Genomic DNA, 24615 nt, shown 5'->3' with positions numbered 1-24615 from the left:
GACCAAAGTCGCGCGGCCTCAAACTTTCGGCGTCCCGGCGGAAGCAGGCCGTCCACCTCGGTCGGGAAGGCCTCGCCCCGCGGCCGATGTGGGTGGGGGGTCCGCGGGGCGAGAGTCGGGGGCATGAAGAAGCTGCTGGAGATCGTGGGGTTCCTGGCCGTGCTTCAGGGCGTGGCCGGTCTGGTGACGGAGTTCACCGACTGGAACTGGGGCCTGGTGCGGCGGGCCGGGTTCCTCGCAGGCTACGAGATCTACGCGAGCGTCGCCCTGCTGGTGCTGGGCGTCGCTCTGTTCGCCCTCGCGGAGACCCGGAAGCCAGGCGGCTGAGCCGCCGGCCGGCCAGGAACCGGTCAGCAGGAGTGGTCGACCAGGTCGAACGAGGCGTAGTGGTCGGCGGTGTAGTAGTCCTCGTGGTACTCCTCACCGGTCACGATCCGGCGGGCGCCGCGGGTGGGGGAACCGGGCGTGATCACCGTGTACTCGTGGTAGTAGCCGGTGTCCTGGCCGGGGAGGATGCCCTCCCTGTTCTGGAAGACCGTGCCGTCCTGCTCGAAGGGGAACGGGCCGCCCTGTTCGACGAGGTCGAGGGTGTCGTGCGCCTCGGACGGCAGGTCGCCGTAGCAGATGTCGCCGACCGCCAGGACGGACGGCGTGGCGGACACGGCGACAGGAAGGGCGGGGGCGGCGTGTGCCGCCGGGGCGGAGAGCGCTCCGCCGCCGCCCAGCAGGAGGGCGGACAGGAGGGATGCCGCGGCCCCGGACCGGGCCGCTCGTGGGGGGAATCGCATACCCCATGATGACGCGCGTAGACACTGGCATGTCAATGTCAAGTGCATGGATGTTTCGGTGTGGTCCGATGAGTTTTCGGTGACGTGGCACGGGGGCGTGCCGGACCGGGTGACGGAGCGGCAGGTCGACGTCCGATCGCCGCCGGTGCCCTCCCGTGCCGGCCGCTGAGATGGACGTATGACCACACAGATCACGGAGAAGACCCTGCTCGGCCGGGCGGCGCTGGTGACCGGCGGCAGCCGCGGCATCGGCGCCGCGACGGCACTGCGGCTCGCCCGGGAGGGCGCGGACGTCGCGGTGACGTACGTGAGCGGAAAGGAGGCGGCGGAGGACGTCGTACGGGCCGTCGAGGCGCTGGGGCGCCGCGCGGTGGCCCTGCGCGCGGACGCCGGCGACCCGGAGGAAGCGGCCTCGGCGGTGACCACGGCCGTGCGGGAACTGGGCCGGCTGGACGTGCTGGTGAACAACGCGGGCGTCGGCGTGCTCGGCCCGCTGGAGTCCCTCTCCCCCGCCGACGTCGACCGGGTGCTCGCGGTGAACGTGCGCGGTGTCTTCCTCACCTCGCGCGCGGCGGCCGCGGTGATGGCGCGTGGGGGCCGGATCGTCACCGTCGGCTCGTGCATGACGCAGCGGGTGACGGGCCCGGGCGGGACCCTCTACGCGATGAGCAAGGCGGCGCTGGTGGGGCTCACCAAGGCGCTGGCGCGGGAGCTGGGCGAGCGCGGGATCACCGCGAACATCGTCCATCCGGGGCCGACCGACACGGAGATGAACCCGGCCGGCGGCCCCTACGCGGCCGGTCAGGCGGCGGCCACCGCCCTGGGCCGGTTCGGTACGGCGGAGGAGGTGGCGGAGACCATCGTCCACCTCGCGGGCGCCGCGTACGTGACGGGCGCGGAGGTGGCGGTGGACGGCGGTCACGCGGCCTGACCGGACCAGGGGGCGCCCGCTTCCGGAGGCGGGTTCCGAAAGGCGGGCGCCCGCGCGGGAGTCAGCCCCCGAGCTCCTGCCTCCGTGCCTCCAGCGCCGCCGTCCCCCGGTCCGTCAGGGTGCCGAAGAGGCGGAGGCGGGAGATGCCGCCGTCGGGGTGGATGTCCACGCGCGCGTGGGTGCCCACCGCGGGGTCCGGGAGGACGAAGCGGTGGTTGGTGTCGGGCTGGAGGCGGGTGCGGGGCAGGATCTCCCGCCAGTCGCCGTCCTCACCGTCCCGCACGGACACCGACGCCCAGCCGGCCGCGTTGCCCTTGAGGTAGGCGGTGTCGATCTCCAGCGCGCGGAGCTGCGACCGGGCGACCAGGCGGTACGTGATCCAGTCGTGGCCGTGGTCGCGGCGCCGCCGGGTCTCCCAGCCGTCGTCCATCTTCCGGGAGCGGCCGGGCCGGACGGTGTTGGCGGCGGGCGAGTAGAAGCGGTCGGAGGCGTCCTCGACACGGCCGCCGTTCTCCAGGGCGACGACGTCGAAGGTGCCGAGCGCGGTGAGCCAGGCCAGGTCGGGGACGACCTCGCCGTACACGCGGAGGCGGGCGATGCCGCCGTCGGGGTGCTGGTTGAGGCGCAGGTGGGTGAAGCGCTGTTCGGCGGTGACGGCGAAGCCGTTGGCCGCGTGGCCGCCGATCCGGGTGCGCGGCACCAGCGTCGTCCACTTCACTTCGTCGGAGAGCAGTTCCTCGGGCGACGGGGAGCCGTCGACGGCGGTGCCCTCCACCGAGACCGCCTGCGGGTAGTTGCCGCGGAAGTGGGCGGTGTCGACGACGACGCCGCGGACGACGCCGGGCGTGCCGAGGCGGATCAGCGCCCAGTCGTGGTCGTCCTCGGCGGGCCAGGGGTGGTCGGCGGAGACGCCGCGCCGCCGCCGGGTCTCCCAGCCGTCCATGATCTTGCCCTTGTGGCCGAAGCGTTCCGGGTCGAAGACGGGGCGGCCGGGCAGCAGGAGGTTCTCGCGCTCGGCGAAGAACTCGTCGTTGGCGGCGATGACACCGGCGCCGAGCCGGCGGTCGGCGAGGTCGGCGAGGTGGGTGAAGGGGAAGTCGGCGGTGCGGTAGTCCGCGTACGGGTCGCCGCCGCCGTAGGGGCTGGCGTCGCCGGTGAAGGTCTCGATCGCCGTCACGGTGATGTGGTCCTGCCTTTCGGATGTCGTTTCAGGGCCGGGTGAGCAGGCGGCCCTTCGGTGCGGTGAACTCCCCGTCGGACAGGACGCGTTCGCCGCGCAGCCAGGTGGACCTCACGACGCCGTGCAGGGTGCGTCCGGCGTAGGCGGTCACGCGGTTGCGGTGCTGGAGGGCGGCCGGGTCGACGGTGAAGGTCTCGTCGGGGGCGAGGACGGCGAAGTCGGCGTCGCGGCCGGGCGCGATGGCGCCCTTGCGGGCCCCGAGGCCGGCCAGCCGGGCCGTGCGCGTCGCCGTCCAGCGGACCACGTCCTCCAGGGCGTGGCCGCGCCTGCGGGCCTCGGTCCAGACGGCCGGGAGGCTGAGCTGGAGGCCGGAGATGCCGCCCCAGGCGGTGGCGAAGTCGTCCGTCTTGAGGTCGGCGGTGGACGGGGAGTGGTCGGTGACGACGCAGTCGACGGTGCCGTCGGCCAGGGCCTGCCACAGCAGGTCCTGGTTGGCGGCCTCGCGGATGGGCGGGCAGCACTTGAACTCGCTCGCGCCGTCCGGGACTTCCTCCGCGGTGAGGGTGAGGTAGTGCGGGCAGGTCTCGGCGGTGACGCGGACGCCGTCCGCCTTGGCCTCGGCGATCAGGGGCAGCGCGTCGGCCGAGGAGAGGTGCAGCACGTGCACGCGCGCGTCGAAGCGCCGGGCCTGCTCCAGGAGCTGCGCGATGGCGGTGTCCTCTGCCCGGCGGGGCCGGGAGGCGAGGAAGTCGGCGTAGCGGGGGCCGCCCCGCTGCGGGGCGTCGGCGAGGTGGCCCGGGTCCTCGGCGTGGACGATGAGCAGGCCGTCGAAGGAGGCGATCTCGCGCAGGGCGCGGGCGAGCTGTTCCTGGTCGAGGTGAGGGAACTCGTCGACGCCGGACGGCGACAGGAACGCCTTGAAGCCGAATACCCCCGCCTCGTGCAGCGGGCGCAGGTCGGCCACGTTGTCGGGGAGGGCGCCGCCCCAGAAGCCGACGTCGATGTGGGCCTTGTCGGCGGCCGTCTTCCGCTTGACGCGCAGGTGGTCGACCGTCGTGGTGGGCGGGAGGGAGTTGAGCGGCATGTCGACCAGCGTGGTGATGCCGCCGGCGGCGGCCGCGCGGGTGGCGGTCCAGAAGCCCTCCCACTCGGTGCGGCCGGGGTCGTTGACGTGCACGTGGGTGTCGACCAGGCCGGGCAGCAGGACGTCGTCGCCGAGATCCTCCAGGCGGGCGCCGTCGGGGACGGGCGCGTCGTGCGGCAGGACGGCCGTGACGGTGCCGCCCGCCACGGCGACGGACGCGGCGCGCATCCCCTCGGGGGTGACGACGCGGGTCGAGCGCAGCACCAGTTGGACGTCGGGCACCCGGAGCCTCCTGCGGTCCGCCGGAAAATTCAACGTTCTGTTGAAGGAGTGTTGCCTTCGGACCTCACTGCGTCAAGGGTGCTCCCGCCGCCACGGCGGCGCGAGCACCATCTCTGGACGTTTCCACAAAGCGGAATTACCATTCCGTCAAACAGAACGTAGCTCCGCACAAGCGGGCCGCCGACCGGCCGCCGGGTAGGCTTCTGACCTCCTGCCAGCACCGAAAGGAACGCGCCGTGCCGACGTCCAGCGCCAGCACCACCGACTCCGCCCGGCCCGCCGCCAGTGGCGGCGTGCAGTCCCTCGAGCGCGCCTTCGACCTGCTGGAGCGGATGGCGGACGCGGGCGGCGAGGTCGGCCTGAGCGAGCTGTCCGCCAGCAGCGGCCTGCCGCTGCCGACGATCCACCGCCTGATGCGCACGCTGGTCGCCTGCGGCTACGTGCGCCAGCAGCCCAATCGGCGGTACGCGCTGGGCCCGCGCCTGATCCGCCTCGGCGAGTCGGCGTCCCGGCTGCTGGGCACCTGGGCGCGGCCGTATCTGGCGCGGCTGGTGGAGGAGACCGGCGAGACGGCGAACATGGCCCTGCTGGACGGGGACGAGATCGTGTACGTGGCGCAGGTGCCGTCGAAGCACTCGATGCGGATGTTCACCGAGGTCGGCCGGCGCGTGCTGCCGCACTCCACGGGCGTCGGGAAGGCACTGCTGGCCGGGTTCCCGCCCCAGGAGGTGCGGGCGCTGCTGGGCCGCACCGGCATGCCCGCGGCCACGGACAGGACCATCACCACACCCGAGGGCTTCCTCGCCGCACTGGAGGAGGTGCGCCGGCAGGGGTACGCCATCGACGACAACGAGCAGGAGATCGGCGTGCGCTGCCTGGCGGTCCCGGTGCCGGACGCGCCCACGGCGGCGGCCGTCTCGATCTCGGGCCCGGCGGGCCGCGTCACGGAGTCGGCGACGGAGCGGATCGTGCCGGTGCTGCAGGAGATCGCGCGCGAACTGTCGGAGGCGCTGGCCAACCCGGGAGGAGGCCCGGCCGCCTGAGGGCGCACTGCGGGCGCGTCGGACGCGAGGCTCGCCGCGCCCGTCTCGAGGTCGGGGCACCGGCACCGCCCTCCCCCGGGCCCGTAGGGACCTCGCACTCACCCTGCGTCGGAGGCGCACCGCACGGATCCCCCGCGAGGGCTACACCTCGAACGCCCGTACGTCATGCGCGAGGTGACGTCCCGAAGAGGTCGACCGCCTCGCGGAGTTGACGCAGCCCCTCCCCCAGCGCGCTCACCGAGCCGATGGCTCCGGCGACGAGCAGCAGGGAGCGGCGCAGCACCGGGATGTCGGGGTGGTCGGCGGCGGCCAGTCCTGCCAGCATGGCGAGCGCCTCCTCCGCTACACCCCGGTCCCGGAACTCCACACGATGTGCCGCCAGTTGGCGGCGTAACCGGGCCACGGCGGAGCGCAGCTCCGCCACACGCGGATCCACCTGACTGCCGGGCACACACCTCTGGTCCACGCCTCGCAACACAGTCCTCCCCCTGGCAGGTCGTCGTGCGCCTCCCCTGGCCGGTCCCACGCGCCCCCGCGGACCGGTGCGCGCCAGTAAACGCCATCCCGGGGCCTTTGCGCCAGTCCGCTGCGTCATCGACTTGTTCCGGAGCGTGACACCGTGGCCCGAGGCACCCTTCCGCCGGACGCCCGGACGGGCGGCTTCGGGTGGGGTATGCAGGACGCATGACGGACGACGAGAACCGGGTGGCCGGCCTGTTGCTGGCGGCCGGCGGCGGACGCCGGCTCGGCGGGCGCCCCAAGGCCCTGCTCCCCCACCGGGGGCGGCTCCTCGTGGAGCACGCGGCGGAGGTGCTGCGCGCGGGCGGCTGCGCGAGCGTGCACGTGGTATTGGGGGCACGCGCCGATGAGGTGCGCGCCCGTGCCGAGCTGCCGGACTGTGCGCTCGTGGACAACCCGGACTGGGAGCACGGCATGGGCACGTCCCTGCGGGCCGGCCTTGAGGCGCTCGCCGGTGCGGGCGCGCGGGCCGCGCTGGTGCTGCTGGTTGACCAGCCGGGGATCGGCCCGGAGGCGGTGGCCCGGGTGCGGCGCGCGTACCGGTCGCCGCGCTCGCTGGCCTCGGCGGCGTACGACGGTGTGCGCGGCCATCCGGTGCTGTTCGGCGCCGGACACTGGGCGGGGATCGCCGCGACCGCCACCGGAGACCGGGGGGCACGCGCCTACCTGGGGGAGCACGCGGACGCCGTGGAACTGGTCGAGTGCGGCGACGTCGCGGAGGCGTACGACATCGACACGGAGGCGGATCTGGCGCACCTTGAGTGAGGACTCTCGACATCAACAAAACATTGAACTTCCACCATGAGGAAACTACTATCCACTGATCAGATGCCCTGTGCCCGGAGCAGGGGCCTCCCCCGCCGTACCCGGGTCGCCCGGCACCCGGTGCCCCCCCCGCACGCCGAAGGAAGTGACAGCTGATGTCCGCACCAGCGCCGTCCCCGCTGGCCATCGTCGACGCCGAACCCCTGCCGCGGCAGGAGGAGGTCCTCTCCGAGACGGCCCTCGCCTTCCTGGCGGAGCTGCACCGGCGGTTCACGCCCCGGCGGGACGAGCTGCTCGCCCGGCGCGCGGAGCGCCGCGCCGAGATCGCCCGCACCTCCACCCTCGACTTCCTCCCCGAGACGGCGGCGATCCGCGCCGACGACTCCTGGAAGGTCGCCCCGGCCCCGCCGGCCCTGGAGGACCGCCGCGTCGAGATCACCGGCCCGACCGACCGCAAGATGACCGTCAACGCGCTCAACTCCGGTGCCAAGGTGTGGCTCGCCGACTTCGAGGACGCCTCCGCGCCGACCTGGGAGAACGTGGTCACCGGCCAGCTCAACCTGATCGACGCGTACACCCGCGGCATCGACTTCACCGACGAACGCACCGGCAAGACGTACGCCCTGCGTCCGGACGAGGAGCTGGCGACGGTCGTCATGCGCCCGCGCGGCTGGCACCTGGACGAGCGCCACCTCACCGACGCCGGCGGCGCCCCGGTGCCCGGCGCGCTGGTCGACTTCGGCCTGTACTTCTTCCACAACGCCAAGCGGCTGCTCGACCTCGGCAAGGGGCCGTACTTCTACCTGCCGAAGACGGAGTCGCACCTCGAGGCGCGGCTGTGGAACGACGTGTTCGTGTTCGCGCAGGACTATCTGGGCGTCCCCCGGGGCACCGTCCGCGCCACGGTCCTCATCGAGACGATCACGGCCGCGTACGAGATGGAGGAGATCCTCTACGAGCTGCGCGACCACGCCTCCGGGCTGAACGCGGGCCGCTGGGACTACCTGTTCTCCATCGTCAAGAACTTCCGCGACGCAGGACCCGGGTTCGTGCTGCCGGACCGCAACGCGGTGACGATGACCGCCCCGTTCATGCGGGCGTACACCGAACTCCTCGTCCGCACCTGCCACAGGCGTGGCGCCCACGCGATCGGCGGCATGGCGGCGTTCATCCCGTCCCGGCGGGACGAGGAGGTCAACAAGGTCGCCTTCGAGAAGGTGAAGGCGGACAAGGACCGCGAGGCGAACGACGGCTTCGACGGCTCCTGGGTCGCCCACCCGGACCTGGTGCCGATCGCGATGGAGTCCTTCGACCGGGTGCTCGGCGACAGGCCGAACCAGAAGGACCGGCTGCGCGAGGACGTCGACGTCAAGGCCGAGGACCTGATCGCGATCGGCTCGCTCGACGCCAGGCCCACGTACGCGGGTCTGGTCAACGCCGTGCAGGTCGGCATCCGGTACATCGAGGCGTGGCTGCGCGGCCTGGGCGCGGTGGCCATCTTCAACCTGATGGAGGACGCGGCCACCGCGGAGATCTCCCGCTCCCAGATCTGGCAGTGGATCAACGCGGGCGTGGTGCTCGACAACGGCGAGCGGGTCACCGCCGAGCTGGCCCGCAAGGTCGCCGCCGAGGAACTGGCGGACATCCGCGCGGAGATCGGGGACGAGGCGTTCACGGCGGGCAACTGGCAGCAGGCGCACGACCTGCTGCTGAAGGTCGCCCTCGACGAGGACTACGCGGACTTCCTGACACTGCCGGCGTACCAGCAGCTGAAGGGCTGAGGCGGCCCGTCCGGGCGGTTCACCTCTCCGAGTGGCCCAGGGGTTTCCCCGGGGCCACTCGGTCGCGTACGGCCTGCTTGACCGCCGTCGGCTCCGGGAAGCCCTGCTCGCGCCGGTCCCAGACGACCTCGCCCCCGACCCTGACCACGAACACGCCGCCGGTGCCGGGCCTGAGCGCCAGCTCGGTCAGTTCCTGCTCGAAGGTGGTCAGCAGCTCCTGCGCCAGCCAGGCCGCCCGGGGCAGCCAGCGGCACCGGGTGCAGTACTCGATCTCCACGCGCCGCGCGTCGGCCGTCATCGCAGGTGCACCGTCCCGTCCTGTTCCACCGCCGGCCGGCCGTGCAGGTCGGGCACCTGCTTGAGCCAGGCCGGGCGGCCCTGTTGCGTCCGTGCCGCCCGGAGGGCGTTCTCCGCGGCGATCTCCTCCGCCGTGGGGAAGTCGAGGGGCAGCCACGCGCCGGACGCCCGTGCCCGCGCGTGCAGGTGTTCCACGTACGCCGCGCGGACCGCCTCGGGCGAGGCGAACCCCGGCTCGCCGTCCAGCCAGGGGTCGGGCACCTGGTGCACGATCGACCGCAGCAGTTCCTCCGTCACCCGGGGCGCCAGTTCCGCGTCGGCGGCGCGCACGTCGGGCCCGTACCGGCCGAGGGCGTGGTGGCGGAAGTCGTACGCCTTCGCCGGGTCACCGGCGTCCCAGCGGTGGTGGAAGACGAGCGCGGCGCCGTGGTCGATCAGCCACAGCCGGGGCGGGGCGACGCCGAGCGTCGGCCACAGCAGCAGGTTGGAGCTGTGCACGGTGCGGTCGACGTTCGCGGTGAGTGCGTCGAGCCACACGATCCGACCGGCCTCCAGCGGATCGACGGCGAACGTCTCGGCGGCCTCGGGGGTGAAGTCGCGCGCTCCCGGCAGGTGGTCCATGCCGAGGTTGACCCCGGCGCTGGCGGCGTGCAGGTCGCGCACCTCCTGGTGGGGTTCAGCGTCGGCGATCGCCGGGTCGAAGTGCACCAGCACCAGCTCCGGGAAGCGCAGCCCGAGCGCCCGCGCCAGCTCGCCGACGATCACCTCGGCGACCAGTGCCTTGCGGCCCTGCGCGGAGCCGGTGAACTTGACGACGTAGGTGCCCAGATCGTCCGCCTCGACGACGCCCGGCACGGAGCCCCCGGAGTGCAGGGGCTCGACGTAACGGGTGGCGGTGACCTGCTTCAGCATGCTCCGGGCCACCCCATCCTCGTACGACGTCGGACAGGAATCCTAACCGCGCGGGGTGGGGCGACGCCGGGCCGGTCAGGCAGGTGGCCCGGTCTCCTTCTCGCGCTCCTCCGCCCGGCGGAGGGTGTCCGCCGGCACCATCTCGGGGACGTAGTCGGGGCAGTCGGGGTTGTGGCAGGGGCCGGCCCGCCAGCGGGGGACGTTGATGCCCATGGTCTTGTGTCGGGTGACGACGGTGTCGACCGGCTGTCCGCACGAGCCGCACAGCAGTTCGGTGGACCGGCTCCCGTCGCGCCTGCGGTCGCTGCTCATGCCTCCACTTTACTCCCGCTTTACGTGTTTTCATCCTGCTCGGCGGGCGGCCGCAGCACGCTCACCGTGATCGACACGGCCAGGACGACGACGATGACGGCCAGGCTGACCAGGGACGGGATCTCCGGGACGGCGGTGCTGACCGTCTCGTGGGTCGCCTGGAGGACCAGCTTCACGCCGATGAAGCCGAGGATCAGCGCGAGGCCGACGCTCAGGTAGTGGAAGCGGTCGAGCAGTCCGGCCAGCATGAAGTACAGGGCGCGCAGGCCGAGGATGGCGAAGGCGTTACTGGTGTAGACGATGAACACGTCGCTGCTGACGGCGAGCACCGCGGGCACGCTGTCGACGGCGAAGACGAGGTCGGCGGCCTCGATGGCGGCGACGACCGCGAGCAGCGGGGTCGCCACCCGTTTGCCCGCCTCCTTGACGAAGAAGTGAGGACCCGCGTACTCGTCCCGGACGGGGACGACCTTGCGCAGCAGCCGGACCGCGATGCTCTTGCCGGGGTCGAAGCTCTCCTCCTCCCCCTTGAGGATCTTGTACGTGCTCCAGAAGAGGATCGCGGCGAAGACGTACAGCACGGCGGTGAACCTGCTGACCACCGCCACGCCTGCCGCGAGGAACAGACCGCGGAAGACCAGCGCGCCCAGGACGCCGAGGAACAGCACGCGGTGCTGGTAGGCGCGCGGCACCTGGAAGTAGCTGAAGATCAGGGCGAAGACGAAGAGGTTGTCGACGGACAGGCTCTTCTCCAGCAGCCACGCGGTGGTGTATTCCACGCCCGCGTCGGTGCCGACGACGAGGAAGACCACACCGCCGAAGACGATGGCCAGGCCGATCCACCCGGCGCTCCACGCCGCCGCCTCACGGAAGTCGATGACATGGGCCGAGCGGTGTGCGAACAGGTCGATCGCGAGGGACACGACGACGATGACGACGAACACGATCCACAGCCAGAACGGCACGTCATGCACAGGCCGGCCTCCTCCGGGCGCGGTCGGGGGGCGGTCCCCCCGGGGGCCTTCCCTGCGGCCCTTCTCCCGAGTCTGGGGCATCGGGGCGGCGGTCGCCTCTCGTCGCGTTCCACGCGGGGCACGCTCAGTGACCGGACAGCGGGTTGGGCAGCGGCCGGTAGCGGGCGTCGGCGCCGTCGGCCGCGGTCCAGCGCAGGAGGAGGTTGGTCTTGGCGGGCAGGGTGGGCGCGGTCAGGAGAGCGGGGATCTCGGGGAGGTCGTGGCGGGCCAGTTCGCGGCGGACCGCGGGCCAGGGGTCGAGGCCGGGGTGGTGGTCGGCGAGGGCGGCGGCGATCTCCATGAGGTGGTTGACGACCAGGCAGTACACCAGCCGCTCCCACCCGGCCTCCCGCGTCACCGTGGGCGGGCCGCCGGGGCGGTGCGGGGACGCGAGCAGCTTCACGCCCTCCGCGTCGCGGTAGAGGGCCTGCACCGGCATGCCGTCGGCGTCGACGGCGATCAGCGTGTTCTGCAGGTGCGCCTCCAGGACGACGCCGTGCCGGTGGAAGGCGGCGAGCGCCGGGGGCACCACCCGGGCCAGGTACGCCTCCCACCAGGCGGCGGGACGGTCGGTGGCCGCGAGCGGGTCACCGGCGAAACCCTCCACCAGGGCGGCGGCCAGGCAGGGGGTGGCGCCCGGGACCAGCCGCCCGCGGAACCCGTCACGGACGACCACGGCGAGCTGCTCGAAGGCGAAGTCCGCGGTGCGGTGCCCCCGGTCGCTCAGCCAGGCCCCGCCCGCCGGGCCGTCCGCGAAGGCGTCCCGTACGGCGGTGTCGGTGACGCGCAGGCGTGCCAGGTCGTGCCGCCACAGGCGGCGGATGTCGTTGGTGATGCGCACGTCGAGGCTGAACTTGAGGAAGAGGTCCTCGGCGGGCGCGTGGACGGTGCGGACGGCGGCCGTGGGCCACACCGGCCAGGGCGTCTCGCCGAGCCGGAGCAGGCGGCCGTCGGCGAAGGCGGGGGCGAGGTCGTCGGCGGCGAGGTCGAGCTGCCAGGGGTGGGCGGGCAGCAGCCGGTAGCCGGGCGGGGCGGCGCCGAGACGGTCCAGGGCGGCGGTGTCGCCCTCGTCCACCAGGGTGTCCTCGCGCACGCCCAGCAGGGCCAGCGGGAAGCGGGCGTACGCCTCGGGTGCGTACGGCAGCCAGCCGGCCGCGGGGCCGCCGCCGCGGGCCTTGGGCGCGGGGTGGTGGGTGTGGCCGGTGAGCAGGGACTGCTCGGAGCGCGGGTAGAGGCCGTCGGGCGGGTGGGCCCGGTCGCGGGCGGCGAGCAGCGCGGCGACGGCGTCACGGCTGTCGAGCATCTCGGCGGGCAGTTCGTGGTTGGAGCGGCCGGTGTGCCGGCGGAGCTCCTCGGCGACGAGTTTGACCAGTTCCGCGTGGGTGAGACGGCGCCAGGAACCGGCGGTGTGCACCTCGGGCGCGGTGGGGCGCCGGGCGCCGCGCACGCGCAGCAGCCGCCGGCTGTGGGGCAGGCGGTAGGTGCGCGGGCCGTCCGGGCGGGCGGGCCCGGGCAGGGGCTCGGCCACTTCGCGCAGCAGGCAGTTCAGCAGCGGCACGGCCGCGTGGGCGTCGGCGCGCCCTGCCAGGTCCGCACGGCTCGCCGCGTCGTCGTCTGCGGGCGGGGGCATGAGGTCCACGCGTTCTGGTTCCCTACGTCTGTCCGGCGGAGACGATCAGTATGTCTGGCATCGTCCCTCCCTACGTCCCACCTTTCCGCCGATCCGAGGAGTCCGCCCGTGCCGCGTCCCCCCACCGCCGAGGCCGAGATCGCCGAGGAGCTGGCCGTCGTACGGCCCGCTCTCCTTCCCGCGTACACGCGGGCGCTGCCCGGCGCGCGGGCGGCGGTGCTGACCCGGCTGTTGCGGGGGCTGACCCACGATCCGCTGCCGTGGATCACCGGACGGGAGGACACCCGGTCGGGGGTGGTGCTGCGGCTGGCGGACGGGCGGCGGCTGGAGGGTCCGGTCCCGGACCCGTACGCGACGGACGCCGGCGTGACCGCCGTACGGCTGGACGGGACGGAGTACGACGATCCGGCGCGGCTGATGGCGGACCTGGCGGTCCCGCACTCGGGCTCGTTCGCCGCCGAACTAGGGCACAGCACGGCCTCGTTGGCGCTGTCGCGGGCGGGGCAGCGGGACTTCGGGGGGTCTGGGGACGCGGCGCCGGTGCGGGACTGGGAGTGGGAGCAGCGGGTGGTCGACGGGCACCCTTTCCATCCGAACTGCCGTTCCCGACCCGGCTTCTCGGTGGCCGAACAGCTCGCGTACGGCCCCGAGCACCGGCCGGTGGTGGAGCTGGAGCTGATTCCGGTGCCGGCCCGGGAGTGTCTGGTGTCGGGGGCGTGGCCCGACCGGCTGCGGGACGGGGACCGGGTGCTGGTGCCGGTGCATCCGTGGCAGGCGGCGCATGTGCTGAAGCGGGCGGGTGAGCCGAGGGCTTCGGGCAGGGGTGAGGGGACGGCCTCGGCCAGCCGTCAGGGGGCGGCCTCGGTCAGGAGTGAGGGGGCGCTCGCGGCGCATCCGCTGATGGCGCTGCGCACCCTCGCGCTGCCGGACGGGCCGCACGTCAAGACGGCGGTGAGCGCCCGGCTGACGTCCTCCGTGCGGGACATCTCCCTGGGGTCGGTCGCCGCGTCGGCGGTCCTGTCGGACTTCGGGCAGGCGGTGGCGGAGCGCACGGACGGGCTGCTGCGGATCACCCGCACGCCGGCCGCGGTGGCGGCCGGTTCGCCCGACCTCACGGCGCTGCTGCGGGAGTCTCCGGAGAAGTACGCGGGCCCCGGGGAACGGGTGGTTCCGGTGGCGGCGCTGGCGGCCACGGACCTGCCCCGCTCCCCCGCGCGGCTGGCCCGTCTCGCCCGGCTCGCGCTCACCGTCGGGCTGCGGCTGCTGGACCTGGGGGTGGCGCTGGAGGCACACGGACAGAACCTGCTCGTGGTGCTGTCGCCGGACGGTGAGCCGGTACGGCTGGTCTACCGGGACCTGGCCGATCTGCGCGTCTCGCCGGCGCGCCTGGCCCGGCACGGCATCCCGGTGCCGGACCTGCCGGACCGCATGGTCACGGACGACGCCCTGGCGCTGCGCCGCAAGCTGTTCGGCTCGCTGGTGGCGGGAGCGCTGGCCGGGACGGCGGGGTCGGGCTCGGCCCTGCGGGCGGCGCTGGAGACGGCCGTACCGGATCTGCCGCGCACCGACGACCTCTCGGCGCTGCTCGGCGGACCGCTGCCGGCGAAGGCGCTGACACTGATGCGGCTGTCACCGGGCACGGCGGGGGACCAGTGGGCGGAACTTCCCAATCCCCTTCGTTCCGGGTCCGGATGACGGGCCGTTTTGATGTGCGGCGTTCCTGATCAATAGGATCCGCCGATGATCAGAAGAACACGGCCGGTGGTGGGCGCCATAGCCCTGCTCGCCGCCCTGACGGCTGGGATCGCCTTCCCCGCCGGGGCGGCCGCCGGTGAACCCACGGGCGAGAGCGCGCCCAAGGTCGACCTCGTCCTCGACGTGAGCGGCTCGATGCGCGCCAAGGACATCGACGGCCAGTCCCGGATGGCGGCGGCGAAGCAGGCGTTCAACGAGGTGCTGGACGCGACGCCGGAGGAGGTGCAGCTCGGCATCCGCACCCTCGGCGCCGACTACCCCGGCGACGACCGCAAGGAGGGCTGCAAGGACACCGCGCAGCTCTACCCGGTCGGCCCGCTGGATCGCACCGAGGCGAAGACGGCGGTGGCGACCCTCGTCCCGACCGGCTGGACCCCGATCGGCCCGGCGCTGCTCCAGGCGGCCGACGACCTCGACGGCGGCGACGGCTCCAAGCGGATCGTGCTGATCAGCGACGGCGAGGACACCTGCGCCCCGCTCGACCCGTGCGAGGTGGCCCGCGAGATCGCGGCCAAGGGCATCGGCCTGACCATCGACACGCTGGGACTGGTGCCGAACGCCAAGCTGAGCCGGCAGCTCAGCTGCATCGCCGAGGCGACGGGCGGAACGTACACCTCCATCGAGCACCAGCACGAACTCACCGACCGTGTGAACGAGTTGGTCGACCGCGCGGCCGAGCCGGTGGTGACCCCGGTGGCCGTCGAAGGCGCCGACGCGTGCGAGCGGGCGCCCGAGCTGCGGTCCGGTCTCTACACCGACCGCCAGGAGTTCGGCCAGCAGCGCTGGTACCGCGTGGAGCTGCTCGCCGGGCAGGAGCTGCGCGCCTCGGTGAGCATCGCCGCGGACCGCGCCGTACGCCCCGACCACGGTGTGCTGATGCGCGCGGTCACCGTGCACGGCCGGGAGATCGTGCGCGGCGAGGCCACGGGCAACGGCCGTACGGACGTGGTGTCCACGGGCCTGCGCCACCCCAAGCCGGAGCTGGACGACGACGACAGCGGCAAGCCCGCGGCGGAGACGGTGTGCCTCGGCGTGACCACCTCCTTCTCGGCGGACGCCGGGGTGAAGACCACGCCCGGCCTGCCGCTGGAGCTGACGGTCGACGTCGTCGACGGCCCGGACGACGCGTCCGACGTCGCCTCCTTCGGCCTCGGCCGGGGCTGGTGGCTGCTCGGCGCGCTGGTCGTGACCGGCTTCCTCGCCGGTCTCGTCTGGGGCTGGCTGTCCCGCTGGCGGGTCGCTGTCTGGAGGACCAACTGATGCGCGCCGTACGAGTACTGAGTGCCGCCCTGCTGACGCTGGGCCTGGCCGCCGCGCCCGCCGCGGCGGATTCCTCCCCGTCCCCGGAGGCTTCCGGCGACGGCGGCGGGCCCACCCGCGCGGGGACGTCGTTCCGCACCGCGACGGAGGTCGAGCAGGGGCAGACCGCCACGGCGCGGGCCTCCACGGGTGACTATCTGTACTGGTCGTTCCCCGCGGACGCCGGACAGCGGCCCACCGTTCGCGCGACGGTGAAGCTGCCGGAGAGCCACGCCGCCCAGACGTGGCAGGTCGACGTGTACGACGGGCTGCGCCGCCGGCAGGCCTGCCAGTACGGCGCGCAGACCCGCACCGCCGGGGCGGGCGCGGCGAGCGTGGAACTGGCGTGCGTGCTGCGCACGGTCCGCGCCTGGTCGGAGCCGTGGGCCAACGACCCGCTGCCCGGCACGTACTACGTGCGCCTGACGGCTCTGAAGCTGTCGGCGGACGACCTGGGCAAGCCGGTCGACGCCGAGCTGCGCGTCGAATCCAAGGACATGGGTGGCGCGACGGCGGTCGACGGCTCGCTGTCCGAGCCGTTGGTGCCGGGTGTCGCCTCCCGTCCGCAGGAGGAGTCGGACGACTCTCCCTCCGCCGTCCTGGCCGACCTCGAACCGGAGGACGGCTGGACGTCGGGCTGGTGGTCGGACCGCTGGATCTGGACGGCGATCGGCGGCGCGCTGGCGGCCCTGGCGGGTGTGTGCGGCTACCGCCTGACGCGGGGACCGGGTCGCCCGCGGCACGTCCCGCCGGGGGCGTGAGCCTCGTTTCGCGTTTCGGTTCGGAAGGCCCGCCGTGTGCGGGCCTTCCGGCTGTCCGGGCCCTCAGCCGCAGGTCGGGGCGCCCTCCGGAGTGAACGGCTGAGGGAAGGTGAAGCGCTGGGGTGCGGGGCCATGGTGGTGCAGGCGCTCCAGCTTGCCGACGCCCTCCCGCCAGGTGGGGGTCGCGTCCTCGGGAACCCACCAGAGCACGTGCGTCGGGTGCCGCGACCTCTCGAACCAGTCGTGGCGCCTGGTCAGCGCCTCGCGGTGGAGCCCGGTGTGGACGGCGTCGCGGGCGGAGCGCAGGTCGGTCCAGAGGGAGAGGGTCGCGGCCAGGGCGGTGGTGTCGGGGGTACGGCCCTTGGCGTACCACGCCGGTACGGCGAACTCGCCCCACGCACCCCAGTCCGCCCCGAAGAGCACGCCGTGCTCACCGCCCTCCGGTTCGGCCCGGCCGAGGTAACCGGGGTGCGCGCTGATCCTCCGGTAGACGGCCTCACCGATGTCGTAGAACTCGCGGGTGATGGGACCGGGGTCGGAGAGGGGGGACTTGAGGACGCCGAAGGTGTAGAGCGCGAGGCGGGGCATGCGTCTCCCTTAGCGGGGGGCTTCGAAGGGGTGCACCTGGGCGCGGACTCGCCCAGGGCCGGGTGAAGGTAGCCCCATCGACGGGATCTGTCGAAGTTGCGGTGCGCCCCTCTATGTGGCCGCGTCCACCGATCCGGACCGGGCATCGGCTCGGCGCAGTTCACCGGCGGTGAAGACACCGAAGGCGCTGACGGCGCACAGCCATGTGAAGCCGGCGAACATCGGCCGCTGGTCCTCCCTGGCGACCTTCTCGTACTGACTGCGTGGCACCTCCACCAGGGCCCGCTTTGAAGTGGTCATGTCGAAGACGTAGTAGCGACCGTCTTTGATCATTTCTGTCTGTTGCCTGGTGTCGTTGGACATGCCCATGAAGAACAGCGCGAAGCCCGATATGAACAGCACGCCCAGCGTCGCCTGCAATCGGCCCGGCAGACACCAGAAGGCCCGCCACAGCGTCTTCTTGTCGGACCCGGTCAGCAGCACGCGCACCCCTGCGGCCAGAACAACGGGCAGCATGAGCACCACGACTGCCAGCCAGTCCACGTCGGTGAGCGACAACGTCATCCCCGGCACCCACGAAAGCAAGGCCAACAACAACGCCGTGGCGCTCATCGCGAGCGCGATTCCCCCGTGCACCTTGAAGCTCCACCCCATGTCCGGGAGGCTGCCACAGCCCCCGCCACCTGATCATTGCCGTGTTCCGGCAGAGATCACGTGCGGTGGGTGCCGAACGTAAGCCGGCCGGCGGAGGCAGAGGGGGCCGCCGTCCGGCGCTCGCGGCTCGGTTCGTCGAGGCGTGAGGGCGGGCGCCGCAGCGCCTTCTCACGCCTCCCTGAGCTGCTTGGCGAGCGGGCTGTCGCCAGTGATCTCGACGCGGCCGTCCCGGATCGCCTCCGGCAGGGACAGATCGCCTCGGCTGAGGGCGATGCACGCCGGGGTGTCGAGGGTGAGGACCGCGTCCGGGTCGCGAGGGGCCGGGCCGTCGCCGTAGACGGGGCTGTCGGCCGCGCCCGCGTGGACGTGGAAGCAGCCCTCGTCCAGGCGTACTTCGACGAGTCCGTCGCCCTCCAGTTCACGCAGCAGCGGCAGGGCGAACCAGTGGGCGCGGACCGCGTCGGTCGGCCGGCGTGCGCCGAGCTCCGGCCGGCCCCACGTCCCGAGCGCCTGGAGGACGGGCAGCAACTCACGTCCGCGCGCGGTGAGTTCGTAGACGTAGACCGCGCCGGGAGGCGGAAGGCGGCGGCGGGTGGTGAGGCCGTCGCGTTCCATGTCCTTCAGCCGTGAGGCCAGTACGTCCGTGCTGACGCCCGGCAGGTCCGCGTGCAGGTCGGTGTAGCGGCGCGGCCCGGCCAGCAGCTCCCGGACGATCAGCAGGGTCCAGCGGTCGCCGACGACGTCGAGCGCGCGGGCGGCGGAGCAGTACTGGTCGTAGCTTCGGCGAGGTGGCATGCCTCGCAGTCTAGACATGTCGTTGGACTTTCCAAGCACCCACTTGGTAAAACCAAGTAACACCAGAAACCGGAGGGGCGCATGGAGTTCCGGCAGTCGAGCAAGCTCAGCGAGGTCTGTTACGAGATCCGCGGCCCGGTGATCGAGCACGCCAACGCGCTGGAGGAGGCGGGGCACAGCGTGCTGTGCCTGAACACCGGCAACCCGGCCCTGTTCGGTTTCGAGGCGCCGGAGGAGATCCTCCAGGACATGATCCGCATGCTCCCCCAGGCGCACGGCTACACCGACTCACGCGGCATCCTCTCCGCCCGCCGCGCGGTCGCCCAGCGCTACCAGACGCTCGGCCTGGAGGTCGACGTGGACGACGTCTTCCTCGGCAACGGCGTCTCCGAGCTGGTGTCCATGGCGGTGCAGGCCCTGCTGGAGGACGGCGACGAAATCCTCATCCCGGCCCCGGACTTCCCGCTGTGGACGGCGGTGACCACCCTGTCCGGCGGCAAGGCGGTGCACTACCTGTGCGACGAGCAGGCCGACTGGTACCCGGACCTCGACGACATGGCCGCGAAGATCACCGACCGCACCAAGGCCGTCGTCATCATCAACCCCAACAACCCGACGGGCGCGGTGTATCCGAAGGAGGTCGTCGAGGGCATCCTCGACCTGGCCCGCCGCCACGGACTGATGGTCCTCGCGGACGAGATCTACGACCAGATCCTGTACGACGACGCCGTGCACCACTCGGCCGCCGCGCTCGCCCCCGACCTCGTCGTGCTGACCTTCTGCGGCCTGTCCAAGACGTACCGCGTGGCGGGCTTCCGCTCGGGCTGGCTGGTGGTCACCGGACCGAAGCAGCACGCGAAGGACTACCTCGAGGGCCTGACCATGCTGGCGTCGATGCGCCTGTGCGCCAACGCGCCCGCGCAGTACGCCATTCAGGCCGCGCTGGGCGGCCGGCAGTCCATCCGGGACCTCACCGCCCCGGGCGGCAGGCTGCGCGAACAGCGCGACACGGCCTGGGAGAAGCTGAACGAGATCCCGGGCGTGAGCTGCGTGAAGCCGAAGGGCGCGCTGTACGCCTTCCCGCGTCTCGACCCGAAGGTGCACAAGATCCACGACGACGAGAAGTTCGTCCTGGACCTGCTGCTCCGGGAGAAGATCCAGGTGGTCCAGGGCACCGGCTTCAACTGGCCCTCCCCCGACCACTTCCGCATCCTCACCCTCCCCCACGCGGAGGACCTGGAGGCGGCGATCGGCCGCATCGGCCGCTTCCTGAGCGGGTACCGGCAGTAGACGACGGCACACGGCCCGGTCTGTCGGCCACCCGCGCCGACCGCGCGCTGGTCGCTCGAGATGCCCTCGACTCGACGGAGTCGGCGAGGTCGTGCACAGGGGTTCCTTACGGGTGGGGGACGAGGCCCTCCGGGCGGTACGAGTCGTACACGCCTCAGGCCCTCCGGAGGGCCTGCTCTCCCACTCCGGCGCGCCGTGTCGCTCCGACGCGCCCCCGCGTCACCCCGCGGGCGGGAAGCCCTGGTGGGTGTCAGGCACGCCCAGGCGGTCCAGTACCGCCCGGATCGCACGGCGTACCGCGTCGCGGGACTCGTCCGTGGGGTCGACGGTCTCGAAGGCGTGGTGACCGCGCGGTACGTCGACGACCTCCACGTCCGCCCCGCACTCCTTCGCCGAGGCGAGGAATCCCTCGACGGTGGCGGCGATCGCGGGCGTCTCCAGTCCGACGCGGGTGAGGACGACGGGCAGGCCGCCGGCGTGCGCCACCGCGCGCGCCGGGTCGAAGCGGCTGTCGGTCAGTCCCCAGCCGGGCAGCGGCCCGAGGACCGCATAGGTGGCGGCCAGGCAGCGCAGCCAGGGCGGGGGCGCGTCCAGCCAGGGGGCCGCGATCGGACCGCCGCCGGAGAAGAACCACAGCGCCGCCCGGTCCGCGTCCACGCGGGGATCGGCCCGCACCTGTTCCATGGCGGCGGCGACATCGGCGGCCGCGCGCTCGTAGTCGTCCAGGGTGTGCAGACGGTGGTCGACGACGGCGGCCACCGCGCCGCCCGCCGCGGCGCAGTGTGCGTAGCCCCTCAGGGTCGGCCAGTCCCTCGGTGTGGGGCGGGCGTCGGCGGGGACGGGACCGCCGTGCACGAACAGCACCGCGGGGCGCGGCGCTTCGGCGCCGGGCGGCAGGTACAGGTCGACGTTCCCGTGCCGCTCCCGCGGGGCCTCGGGGACCTCCAGCGGGAAGGGACGCAGGTGTGCGGGCGGTTCCGACGCGTCGGCGGGTGTCAGGCGGTGCCCCTCGCCGGCCGCGGCACGCAGCAGGACGTCCGCCAGTTCGGCGGGCACGGAGAGCATCGGCCAGTGCCCGGTGGGCAGTTCGAAGAAGGCGACCCGCGCATCGGCCAGTTCCCGCAGCGTCGGGTCGCCCCGGTCCACCATCATCTGGACCATCTCGATGCTCGCCCCGTTGCCGGTGCACAGGATGCCGGTGGCGGGCACCGGGTCCACCGCTCCGGTCAGCCTGAGCGGCTGGAGCAGGGTCCCCATCGGCTGCGGAGCGGCCATGGCCGTGAGCCGGTCAAGCGCCGGGCCGGGCACGCCCTCGGTGCTGCCCCACCGGCGCCAGTCCTCGGGGGTGGCCGGAGGCGGGAGCGCCTCGCCATCCGTTGCGGCCGTCCGATCGCGCAGGGACCGGTCGGGCACCGCGGCCACGGCGGGAACGCCGTTCCCCGGCATGCCCGAGTCCAGGTACACGATCCGGTCGACGCGTCCCGCCCTGCGGTCGGCCGCGCCCAGCGCGGGATGGATGCCGTAGTCGTGGCCGACCAGCACGAGCTTCCGGCCGGTCCGGCCGAGGGAGTCGATCACCTCGACGACATCCGCGATGTGGGTCTCCAGGTCGATGTCACCGCCCGCCGGGCGGAGCGCGGCGTCAAGCCCGGTCAGCCGCACGGGATGCGCCACGGCGCCGGCCGCCGTCAGCCGGTCGGCGGTCTCCTGCCAGACATGCGCGCCGGTGAACATGCCCGGCACCAGGACGAAGATGGTCATGGCCCTCCCCTTCGGACTCGACGGTCCGGTCCGGTCACCGGTCCCGCTCGCCGGTACCGTAGGAACTCCCCTTGAGGGAGGTTCAAGCGTGCGCACGAGGTACGACGATCTGTGGGGCATCGGGGAGCTGGCCGCGCGGGCCGGTGTCACCGTCAAGACCGTCCGCTTCTACTCCGACGGCGGGCTGCTGCCCGAGGCCTCCCGCAGCGCGGGCGGACACCGGCGCTACGGCTCCGACGCGCTCGACAGGCTCCGCCTGATCCGCTCCCTGCGCACACTCGGCCTCTCGGTGCCCGAGGTGCGGCGCGTCCTCGACGAGGAGGACGCGACCGACGGCATGGGACAGGCACTGGAAGGCGCGGTCGCGGAGCGTCTGCGTGAACTCGGCACCGAGATACGGTCGTTGCGGTGGAGGGAGGCGGCACTCCGTCTGGTGCAGGAGTCCACGCCCGGGGAGAGAGCCGACCGGCTCCAGCTGATCGGGGGCCTGTCCGTCCCGCCCAGCACGGCCCCGCTGGTCCGCTTCTGGCGCGGCTGGCTTCCGCCACGGATGCCCCGGCGGTCGGTCGACGCGTTCCTGGACGTCGCGGTGCCGCAGCCGCCGCACGACCCCGCTCCGGCCCAGGTCCTCGCCTTCGCCCGGCTCAACGCGCTCACTCTCGGCCCGTGTCCGATCGCCGCACAGCCCCAGCCGGAGGCGCACCGGGCCGTCGGCGCCCAGGGGGCGGCCGTGCTGTACGCGGGGCTGGCGGAGGCGTACGAGCTGGCGGGTGTCCAGCTGCGGAGGGGCCGGGAGCCGCGGCCCGGTGAGGCGCTGGACTGCTTCGTCGACGCGTACACCAGCGCGTACGGCGTCCGGGACGGCGAGCAGTTCCGTCGCGGGCTGGCCGGGCAGCTCGCGACCGACGCGCGGATCGACCGCTACTGGGAGCTGGTGGCCGAGGTCGTCACCGAGCCGGGCCGACGGCCCGAACCGACACCCGGCACCGCCCACGACTGGCTCCTCGCCGCCCTGGCCGCACAGACGGGGACGCCGCCGACGACGGCCGTGTGACCGTGCGTGAGATGGTCGTCCGCGTGACCGAGACGTGGGTGATCGATGGCAGCAGCCTTGTGCCTGTGTCGTCCGCGACGGTGGTGCGGGGACTTCGGTCGAGGATCAACAGCGGGCATCTCGAGACGTGGATGACCAGCTCGTCCGGACGATCGCTGGCCTTCGTGACGAACAACGAGCGGGCCATGGTGATGCTGTTCGAAGAAGAGGGCGGTCCGGGCGAGCATGCCGTGGACCCTGGGGCCGAGGGATCGAGTGACGGATACGTCCTCTCCAACGGGCAGCACGACGCGTACCCGGACGCGGACACCGTCCCCGTGCACGAGGCCTTCAGGCTCGTACAGCGGATCGTAAGGACGGGGTCTTGGCCGCAGGACACACGCCGGGTTGTCGATCGCTGAGAAGCTGTTGTCGTCCCCATTCAAGGGGTGCATCGAGCGGACGTCCTGGCCTTGGGCGCTACTTCGGCGGCCGGACCCTGTTGCACGGTCTCGACGCAGAGGGCCCCCTTGGCGACAACTGCCCTACTGTCCAGTAACATACGCGTGCACATTTTTCATCAAACGGCGTCTCCGGCCTGCCTCTCACTCCCTGACCAGGAGTGACCTCCTACGGGGGTGCGAGCGCAGTCGTGATGACGCGGGGGAACAATTGAGACAGAACAAGCCGGTATCCCGGATCGTCACTGCCGTCCTGGCAATGGTCCTGGCCTTGACCGGAACCATCGCCGCCGCGCCCGCACAGCCGGCCACCGCCGCATCGAGCCCGCTCGCCTCCTGCGAGAACCTGAACCTTCTGAAGAAGATCGGCTGTGTCAGGGACGCCCTGAAGAAGACCGCCGGCGTCGGTGCAGGAATGCCTGGACAAACCGCTGACCGAGCGCCCGGCCTGCCTTGAGGACCTGGTCCATCAGATAGCCGAACGCGGTGTCACCTGGTTTCTGGTACTGCACCTCATCCATGAGGCCCGCGACGGACAGCTCGATGCCCAGTACGCCTACGACGCCACCGTCAAGGCGTACGCGGCGCTGGATGACCCGTCACTGCTGTTGACCGACGAGGCGCTTCGTACGAAGTTCCTCCAGTCCGCCGCGAAGGCGGAGAAGAAGGGCAAGGCCGCCGCCGCATTCGGCCGTAAGGCGGTGAAGGTCACCAAGTCGACCGCCAAACTGCTCAGGGACACGATGTACCTGATCAAGGAGCTGGAGGTCGGCAAGACCTACAAGGACATCATGAGTGCCCTGGACACCATGAACGCCGGCATGGCGCAAATGAACTCCGGGCTCGACCAGATGAACCAGGGTGTGGCGGAGGTCAACGCCGGACTCAAGCACGCGAACGCCGGCATCGACCGCGCCAACCGTGGCATGGCCCAGATGAACAAGGGGATCAGCGAGGCGAACAAGGCCCTGGCCGAGACCGACAAGGCCGTCAAGAACATGGCCAAGGGCTTCGAGCAGCTGAACCACATCACCCCCGGCCGGATCGACTTCGACTTCTCCAACCTGGACACCCTCTTCGGCAGCAAAAAGTCCTTCGCCCAGGACGCGGCCCAGCAGCGCAAGCTGTCCCTGCTGCTCGACCTCACCCCGGGCATCGGGGACGTCAAGGGCATCTGGCAGGCGATCACCGGCACGGACTCCGCCACCGGTGAACCTCTGTCCGGCCTGGACCGCGCCGTGGGAGCAGTCGTCATCCTGCGCACGATGAAGGCCGGGTACAAGGGCGCCGACAGCCTGTACAACGCCTCCCGGCTCACCGCAGTACTGAGCACCGCGGAGAAGGCCAACCCTCTCATCGACAGCCTGCGCAAGACCGGCAAGCTCCCTTCGAACTACGTGACGAAGAGCCAGGCCGCCCAGAAGGGCTGGGAACCGGGCAAGGCCCTCGGCAACCACGTGCCGGGCGGCCAGATCGGCGGCGACATCTTCCGCGACCCCGCCTCCATCGGCCTGCCCACCAAGTCGGGACGTGTGTGGTACGAGGCCGATGTCGGCCTGACCAATACCATGAAGCGCTCCAAGCAGCCAGGCACGCGGCTGCTCTACTCCGACGACGGCCTGCTGTACGTGACCACCGACCACTACAAGACCGTCGATTATGTCGGCACCTACTGAAAGAT

General features: G+C 72.4%; 26 protein-coding genes. 13 read left to right on the top strand and 13 right to left on the bottom strand.

Annotated features, from left to right (window positions below; all coding sequences use genetic code 11):
* The first annotated feature begins 123 nt into the window (after window positions 1–123).
* Window positions 124–327 (top strand): hypothetical protein, encoded by a 204-nt coding sequence (locus tag MTR79_RS10425; protein ID WP_086704938.1) that lies wholly within the window; start codon window positions 124–126, stop codon window positions 325–327.
* Window positions 328–350: 23 nt separating this feature from the next.
* Here MTR79_RS10425 and MTR79_RS10420 read toward each other — a convergent pair whose 3' ends face one another.
* Window positions 351–788, bottom strand: a complete 438-nt coding sequence (locus MTR79_RS10420; RefSeq protein WP_086704937.1) for a ribonuclease domain-containing protein — start codon at window positions 786–788, stop codon at window positions 351–353.
* Between the two features lie 178 nt (window positions 789–966).
* Between MTR79_RS10420 and MTR79_RS10415 the strand changes: the two genes are divergently transcribed.
* Window positions 967–1719, top strand: coding sequence for an SDR family oxidoreductase (locus MTR79_RS10415; RefSeq protein WP_086704936.1), 753 nt, complete (start codon window positions 967–969; stop codon window positions 1717–1719).
* Window positions 1720–1780: 61 nt separating this feature from the next.
* On the opposite strand, the gene alc is transcribed toward MTR79_RS10415, so the two are convergent.
* Together alc and allB are read right to left on the bottom strand one after the other, a co-directional pair.
* Complete coding sequence (gene alc, locus MTR79_RS10410; protein ID WP_189363502.1) at window positions 1781–2896, bottom strand: allantoicase; 1116 nt, start codon at window positions 2894–2896, stop codon at window positions 1781–1783.
* 31 nt (window positions 2897–2927) lie between these two features.
* Window positions 2928–4265, bottom strand: coding sequence for an allantoinase AllB (allB, locus tag MTR79_RS10405; protein WP_189363501.1), 1338 nt, complete (start codon window positions 4263–4265; stop codon window positions 2928–2930).
* 236 nt (window positions 4266–4501) lie between these two features.
* Between allB and MTR79_RS10400 the strand changes: the two genes are divergently transcribed.
* Window positions 4502–5308: an IclR family transcriptional regulator gene (locus MTR79_RS10400; protein WP_086705252.1), complete on the top strand. Its 807-nt coding sequence runs from the start codon at window positions 4502–4504 to the stop codon at window positions 5306–5308.
* A 163-nt stretch (window positions 5309–5471) separates the two neighbouring features.
* Here the strand turns inward: MTR79_RS10400 and MTR79_RS10395 are convergent, their stop codons facing one another.
* Window positions 5472–5786, bottom strand: coding sequence for a DUF5955 family protein (locus MTR79_RS10395; RefSeq protein WP_086705253.1), 315 nt, complete (start codon window positions 5784–5786; stop codon window positions 5472–5474).
* Window positions 5787–5992: 206 nt separating this feature from the next.
* Between MTR79_RS10395 and MTR79_RS10390 the strand changes: the two genes are divergently transcribed.
* Both MTR79_RS10390 and aceB read left to right on the top strand, forming a co-directional pair.
* On the top strand, window positions 5993–6592 hold the full coding sequence (locus MTR79_RS10390; RefSeq protein WP_244789819.1) for a nucleotidyltransferase family protein: 600 nt from the start codon (window positions 5993–5995) through the stop codon (window positions 6590–6592).
* 155 nt (window positions 6593–6747) lie between these two features.
* Window positions 6748–8373 carry a malate synthase A gene (gene aceB, locus MTR79_RS10385; protein WP_086705255.1) on the top strand — a complete coding sequence of 542 codons (1626 nt, stop codon included), beginning with the start codon at window positions 6748–6750 and terminating at the stop codon, window positions 8371–8373.
* 19 nt (window positions 8374–8392) lie between these two features.
* Here the strand turns inward: aceB and MTR79_RS10380 are convergent, their stop codons facing one another.
* From MTR79_RS10380 to MTR79_RS10360, 5 genes are all read right to left on the bottom strand, one after another.
* Window positions 8393–8671 (bottom strand): SelT/SelW/SelH family protein, encoded by a 279-nt coding sequence (locus tag MTR79_RS10380; protein ID WP_086705256.1) that lies wholly within the window; start codon window positions 8669–8671, stop codon window positions 8393–8395.
* Window positions 8668–9582 carry a HipA family kinase gene (locus tag MTR79_RS10375; RefSeq protein WP_189363499.1) on the bottom strand — a complete coding sequence of 305 codons (915 nt, stop codon included), beginning with the start codon at window positions 9580–9582 and terminating at the stop codon, window positions 8668–8670. The genes MTR79_RS10380 and MTR79_RS10375 overlap by 4 nt, the downstream gene beginning before the upstream one ends.
* Before the next feature lie 75 nt (window positions 9583–9657).
* Window positions 9658–9894 carry a hypothetical protein gene (locus MTR79_RS10370; protein WP_086705258.1) on the bottom strand — a complete coding sequence of 79 codons (237 nt, stop codon included), beginning with the start codon at window positions 9892–9894 and terminating at the stop codon, window positions 9658–9660.
* A gap of 20 nt (window positions 9895–9914) precedes the next feature.
* Window positions 9915–10868 carry a TerC/Alx family metal homeostasis membrane protein gene (locus MTR79_RS10365; protein WP_102638105.1) on the bottom strand — a complete coding sequence of 318 codons (954 nt, stop codon included), beginning with the start codon at window positions 10866–10868 and terminating at the stop codon, window positions 9915–9917.
* A gap of 124 nt (window positions 10869–10992) precedes the next feature.
* Window positions 10993–12537: an IucA/IucC family protein gene (locus MTR79_RS10360; protein ID WP_244793108.1), complete on the bottom strand. Its 1545-nt coding sequence runs from the start codon at window positions 12535–12537 to the stop codon at window positions 10993–10995.
* Between the two features lie 108 nt (window positions 12538–12645).
* On the opposite strand from MTR79_RS10360, the gene MTR79_RS10355 reads away from it, so the two are divergent.
* From MTR79_RS10355 to MTR79_RS10345, 3 genes are read left to right on the top strand one after another with little or no spacing between them, the layout of a single operon-like run.
* A complete protein-coding gene (locus tag MTR79_RS10355; protein WP_244789817.1) occupies window positions 12646–14232 on the top strand; it encodes an IucA/IucC family siderophore biosynthesis protein in 1587 nt (528 codons plus the stop codon).
* Between the two features lie 45 nt (window positions 14233–14277).
* On the top strand, window positions 14278–15552 hold the full coding sequence (locus MTR79_RS10350) for a VWA domain-containing protein (protein ID WP_244789815.1): 1275 nt from the start codon (window positions 14278–14280) through the stop codon (window positions 15550–15552).
* Entirely contained in the window at window positions 15552–16352 is an 801-nt protein-coding gene (locus tag MTR79_RS10345) for a hypothetical protein (RefSeq protein WP_048455427.1), read from the top strand. The genes MTR79_RS10350 and MTR79_RS10345 overlap by 1 nt, the downstream gene beginning before the upstream one ends.
* A gap of 63 nt (window positions 16353–16415) precedes the next feature.
* On the opposite strand, the gene MTR79_RS10340 is transcribed toward MTR79_RS10345, so the two are convergent.
* From MTR79_RS10340 to MTR79_RS10330, 3 genes are all read right to left on the bottom strand, one after another.
* The gene (locus MTR79_RS10340; protein ID WP_086704601.1) at window positions 16416–16940 is read right to left on the bottom strand and encodes a DUF3291 domain-containing protein; all 525 of its coding nucleotides are present in this window, start codon (window positions 16938–16940) and stop codon (window positions 16416–16418) included.
* A gap of 111 nt (window positions 16941–17051) precedes the next feature.
* Entirely contained in the window at window positions 17052–17594 is a 543-nt protein-coding gene (locus MTR79_RS10335) for a hypothetical protein (RefSeq protein ID WP_189363496.1), read from the bottom strand.
* Between the two features lie 168 nt (window positions 17595–17762).
* Window positions 17763–18389 (bottom strand): winged helix-turn-helix transcriptional regulator, encoded by a 627-nt coding sequence (locus tag MTR79_RS10330; RefSeq protein ID WP_189363495.1) that lies wholly within the window; start codon window positions 18387–18389, stop codon window positions 17763–17765.
* A gap of 81 nt (window positions 18390–18470) precedes the next feature.
* Between MTR79_RS10330 and MTR79_RS10325 the strand changes: the two genes are divergently transcribed.
* A complete protein-coding gene (locus MTR79_RS10325) occupies window positions 18471–19679 on the top strand; it encodes a pyridoxal phosphate-dependent aminotransferase (protein ID WP_244789814.1) in 1209 nt (402 codons plus the stop codon).
* Window positions 19680–19898: 219 nt separating this feature from the next.
* Here the strand turns inward: MTR79_RS10325 and MTR79_RS10320 are convergent, their stop codons facing one another.
* A complete protein-coding gene (locus MTR79_RS10320; RefSeq protein ID WP_244789813.1) occupies window positions 19899–21440 on the bottom strand; it encodes an alpha/beta hydrolase in 1542 nt (513 codons plus the stop codon).
* A gap of 88 nt (window positions 21441–21528) precedes the next feature.
* On the opposite strand from MTR79_RS10320, the gene MTR79_RS10315 reads away from it, so the two are divergent.
* From MTR79_RS10315 to MTR79_RS10300, 4 genes are all read left to right on the top strand, one after another.
* On the top strand, window positions 21529–22494 hold the full coding sequence (locus tag MTR79_RS10315) for a MerR family transcriptional regulator (RefSeq protein WP_244789812.1): 966 nt from the start codon (window positions 21529–21531) through the stop codon (window positions 22492–22494).
* A 23-nt stretch (window positions 22495–22517) separates the two neighbouring features.
* Window positions 22518–22895 (top strand): hypothetical protein, encoded by a 378-nt coding sequence (locus MTR79_RS10310; protein ID WP_086704605.1) that lies wholly within the window; start codon window positions 22518–22520, stop codon window positions 22893–22895.
* A gap of 250 nt (window positions 22896–23145) precedes the next feature.
* Window positions 23146–23391: a hypothetical protein gene (locus MTR79_RS10305; protein ID WP_189363491.1), complete on the top strand. Its 246-nt coding sequence runs from the start codon at window positions 23146–23148 to the stop codon at window positions 23389–23391.
* Window positions 23342–24610 (top strand): ribonuclease domain-containing protein, encoded by a 1269-nt coding sequence (locus MTR79_RS10300; RefSeq protein WP_244789811.1) that lies wholly within the window; start codon window positions 23342–23344, stop codon window positions 24608–24610. Before MTR79_RS10305 ends, MTR79_RS10300 begins: the two co-directional genes overlap by 50 nt.
* Window positions 24611–24615 lie beyond the last annotated feature (5 nt).

The sequence above is a fragment of the Streptomyces sp. BJ20 genome (assembly GCF_022869105.1).
GTDB classification, from domain to species: Bacteria; Actinomycetota; Actinomycetes; order Streptomycetales; family Streptomycetaceae; genus Streptomyces; species Streptomyces griseoincarnatus.
Note: the sequence above shows the minus strand (reverse complement) of the source record. Positions and strands in the feature narration are given on the sequence as shown.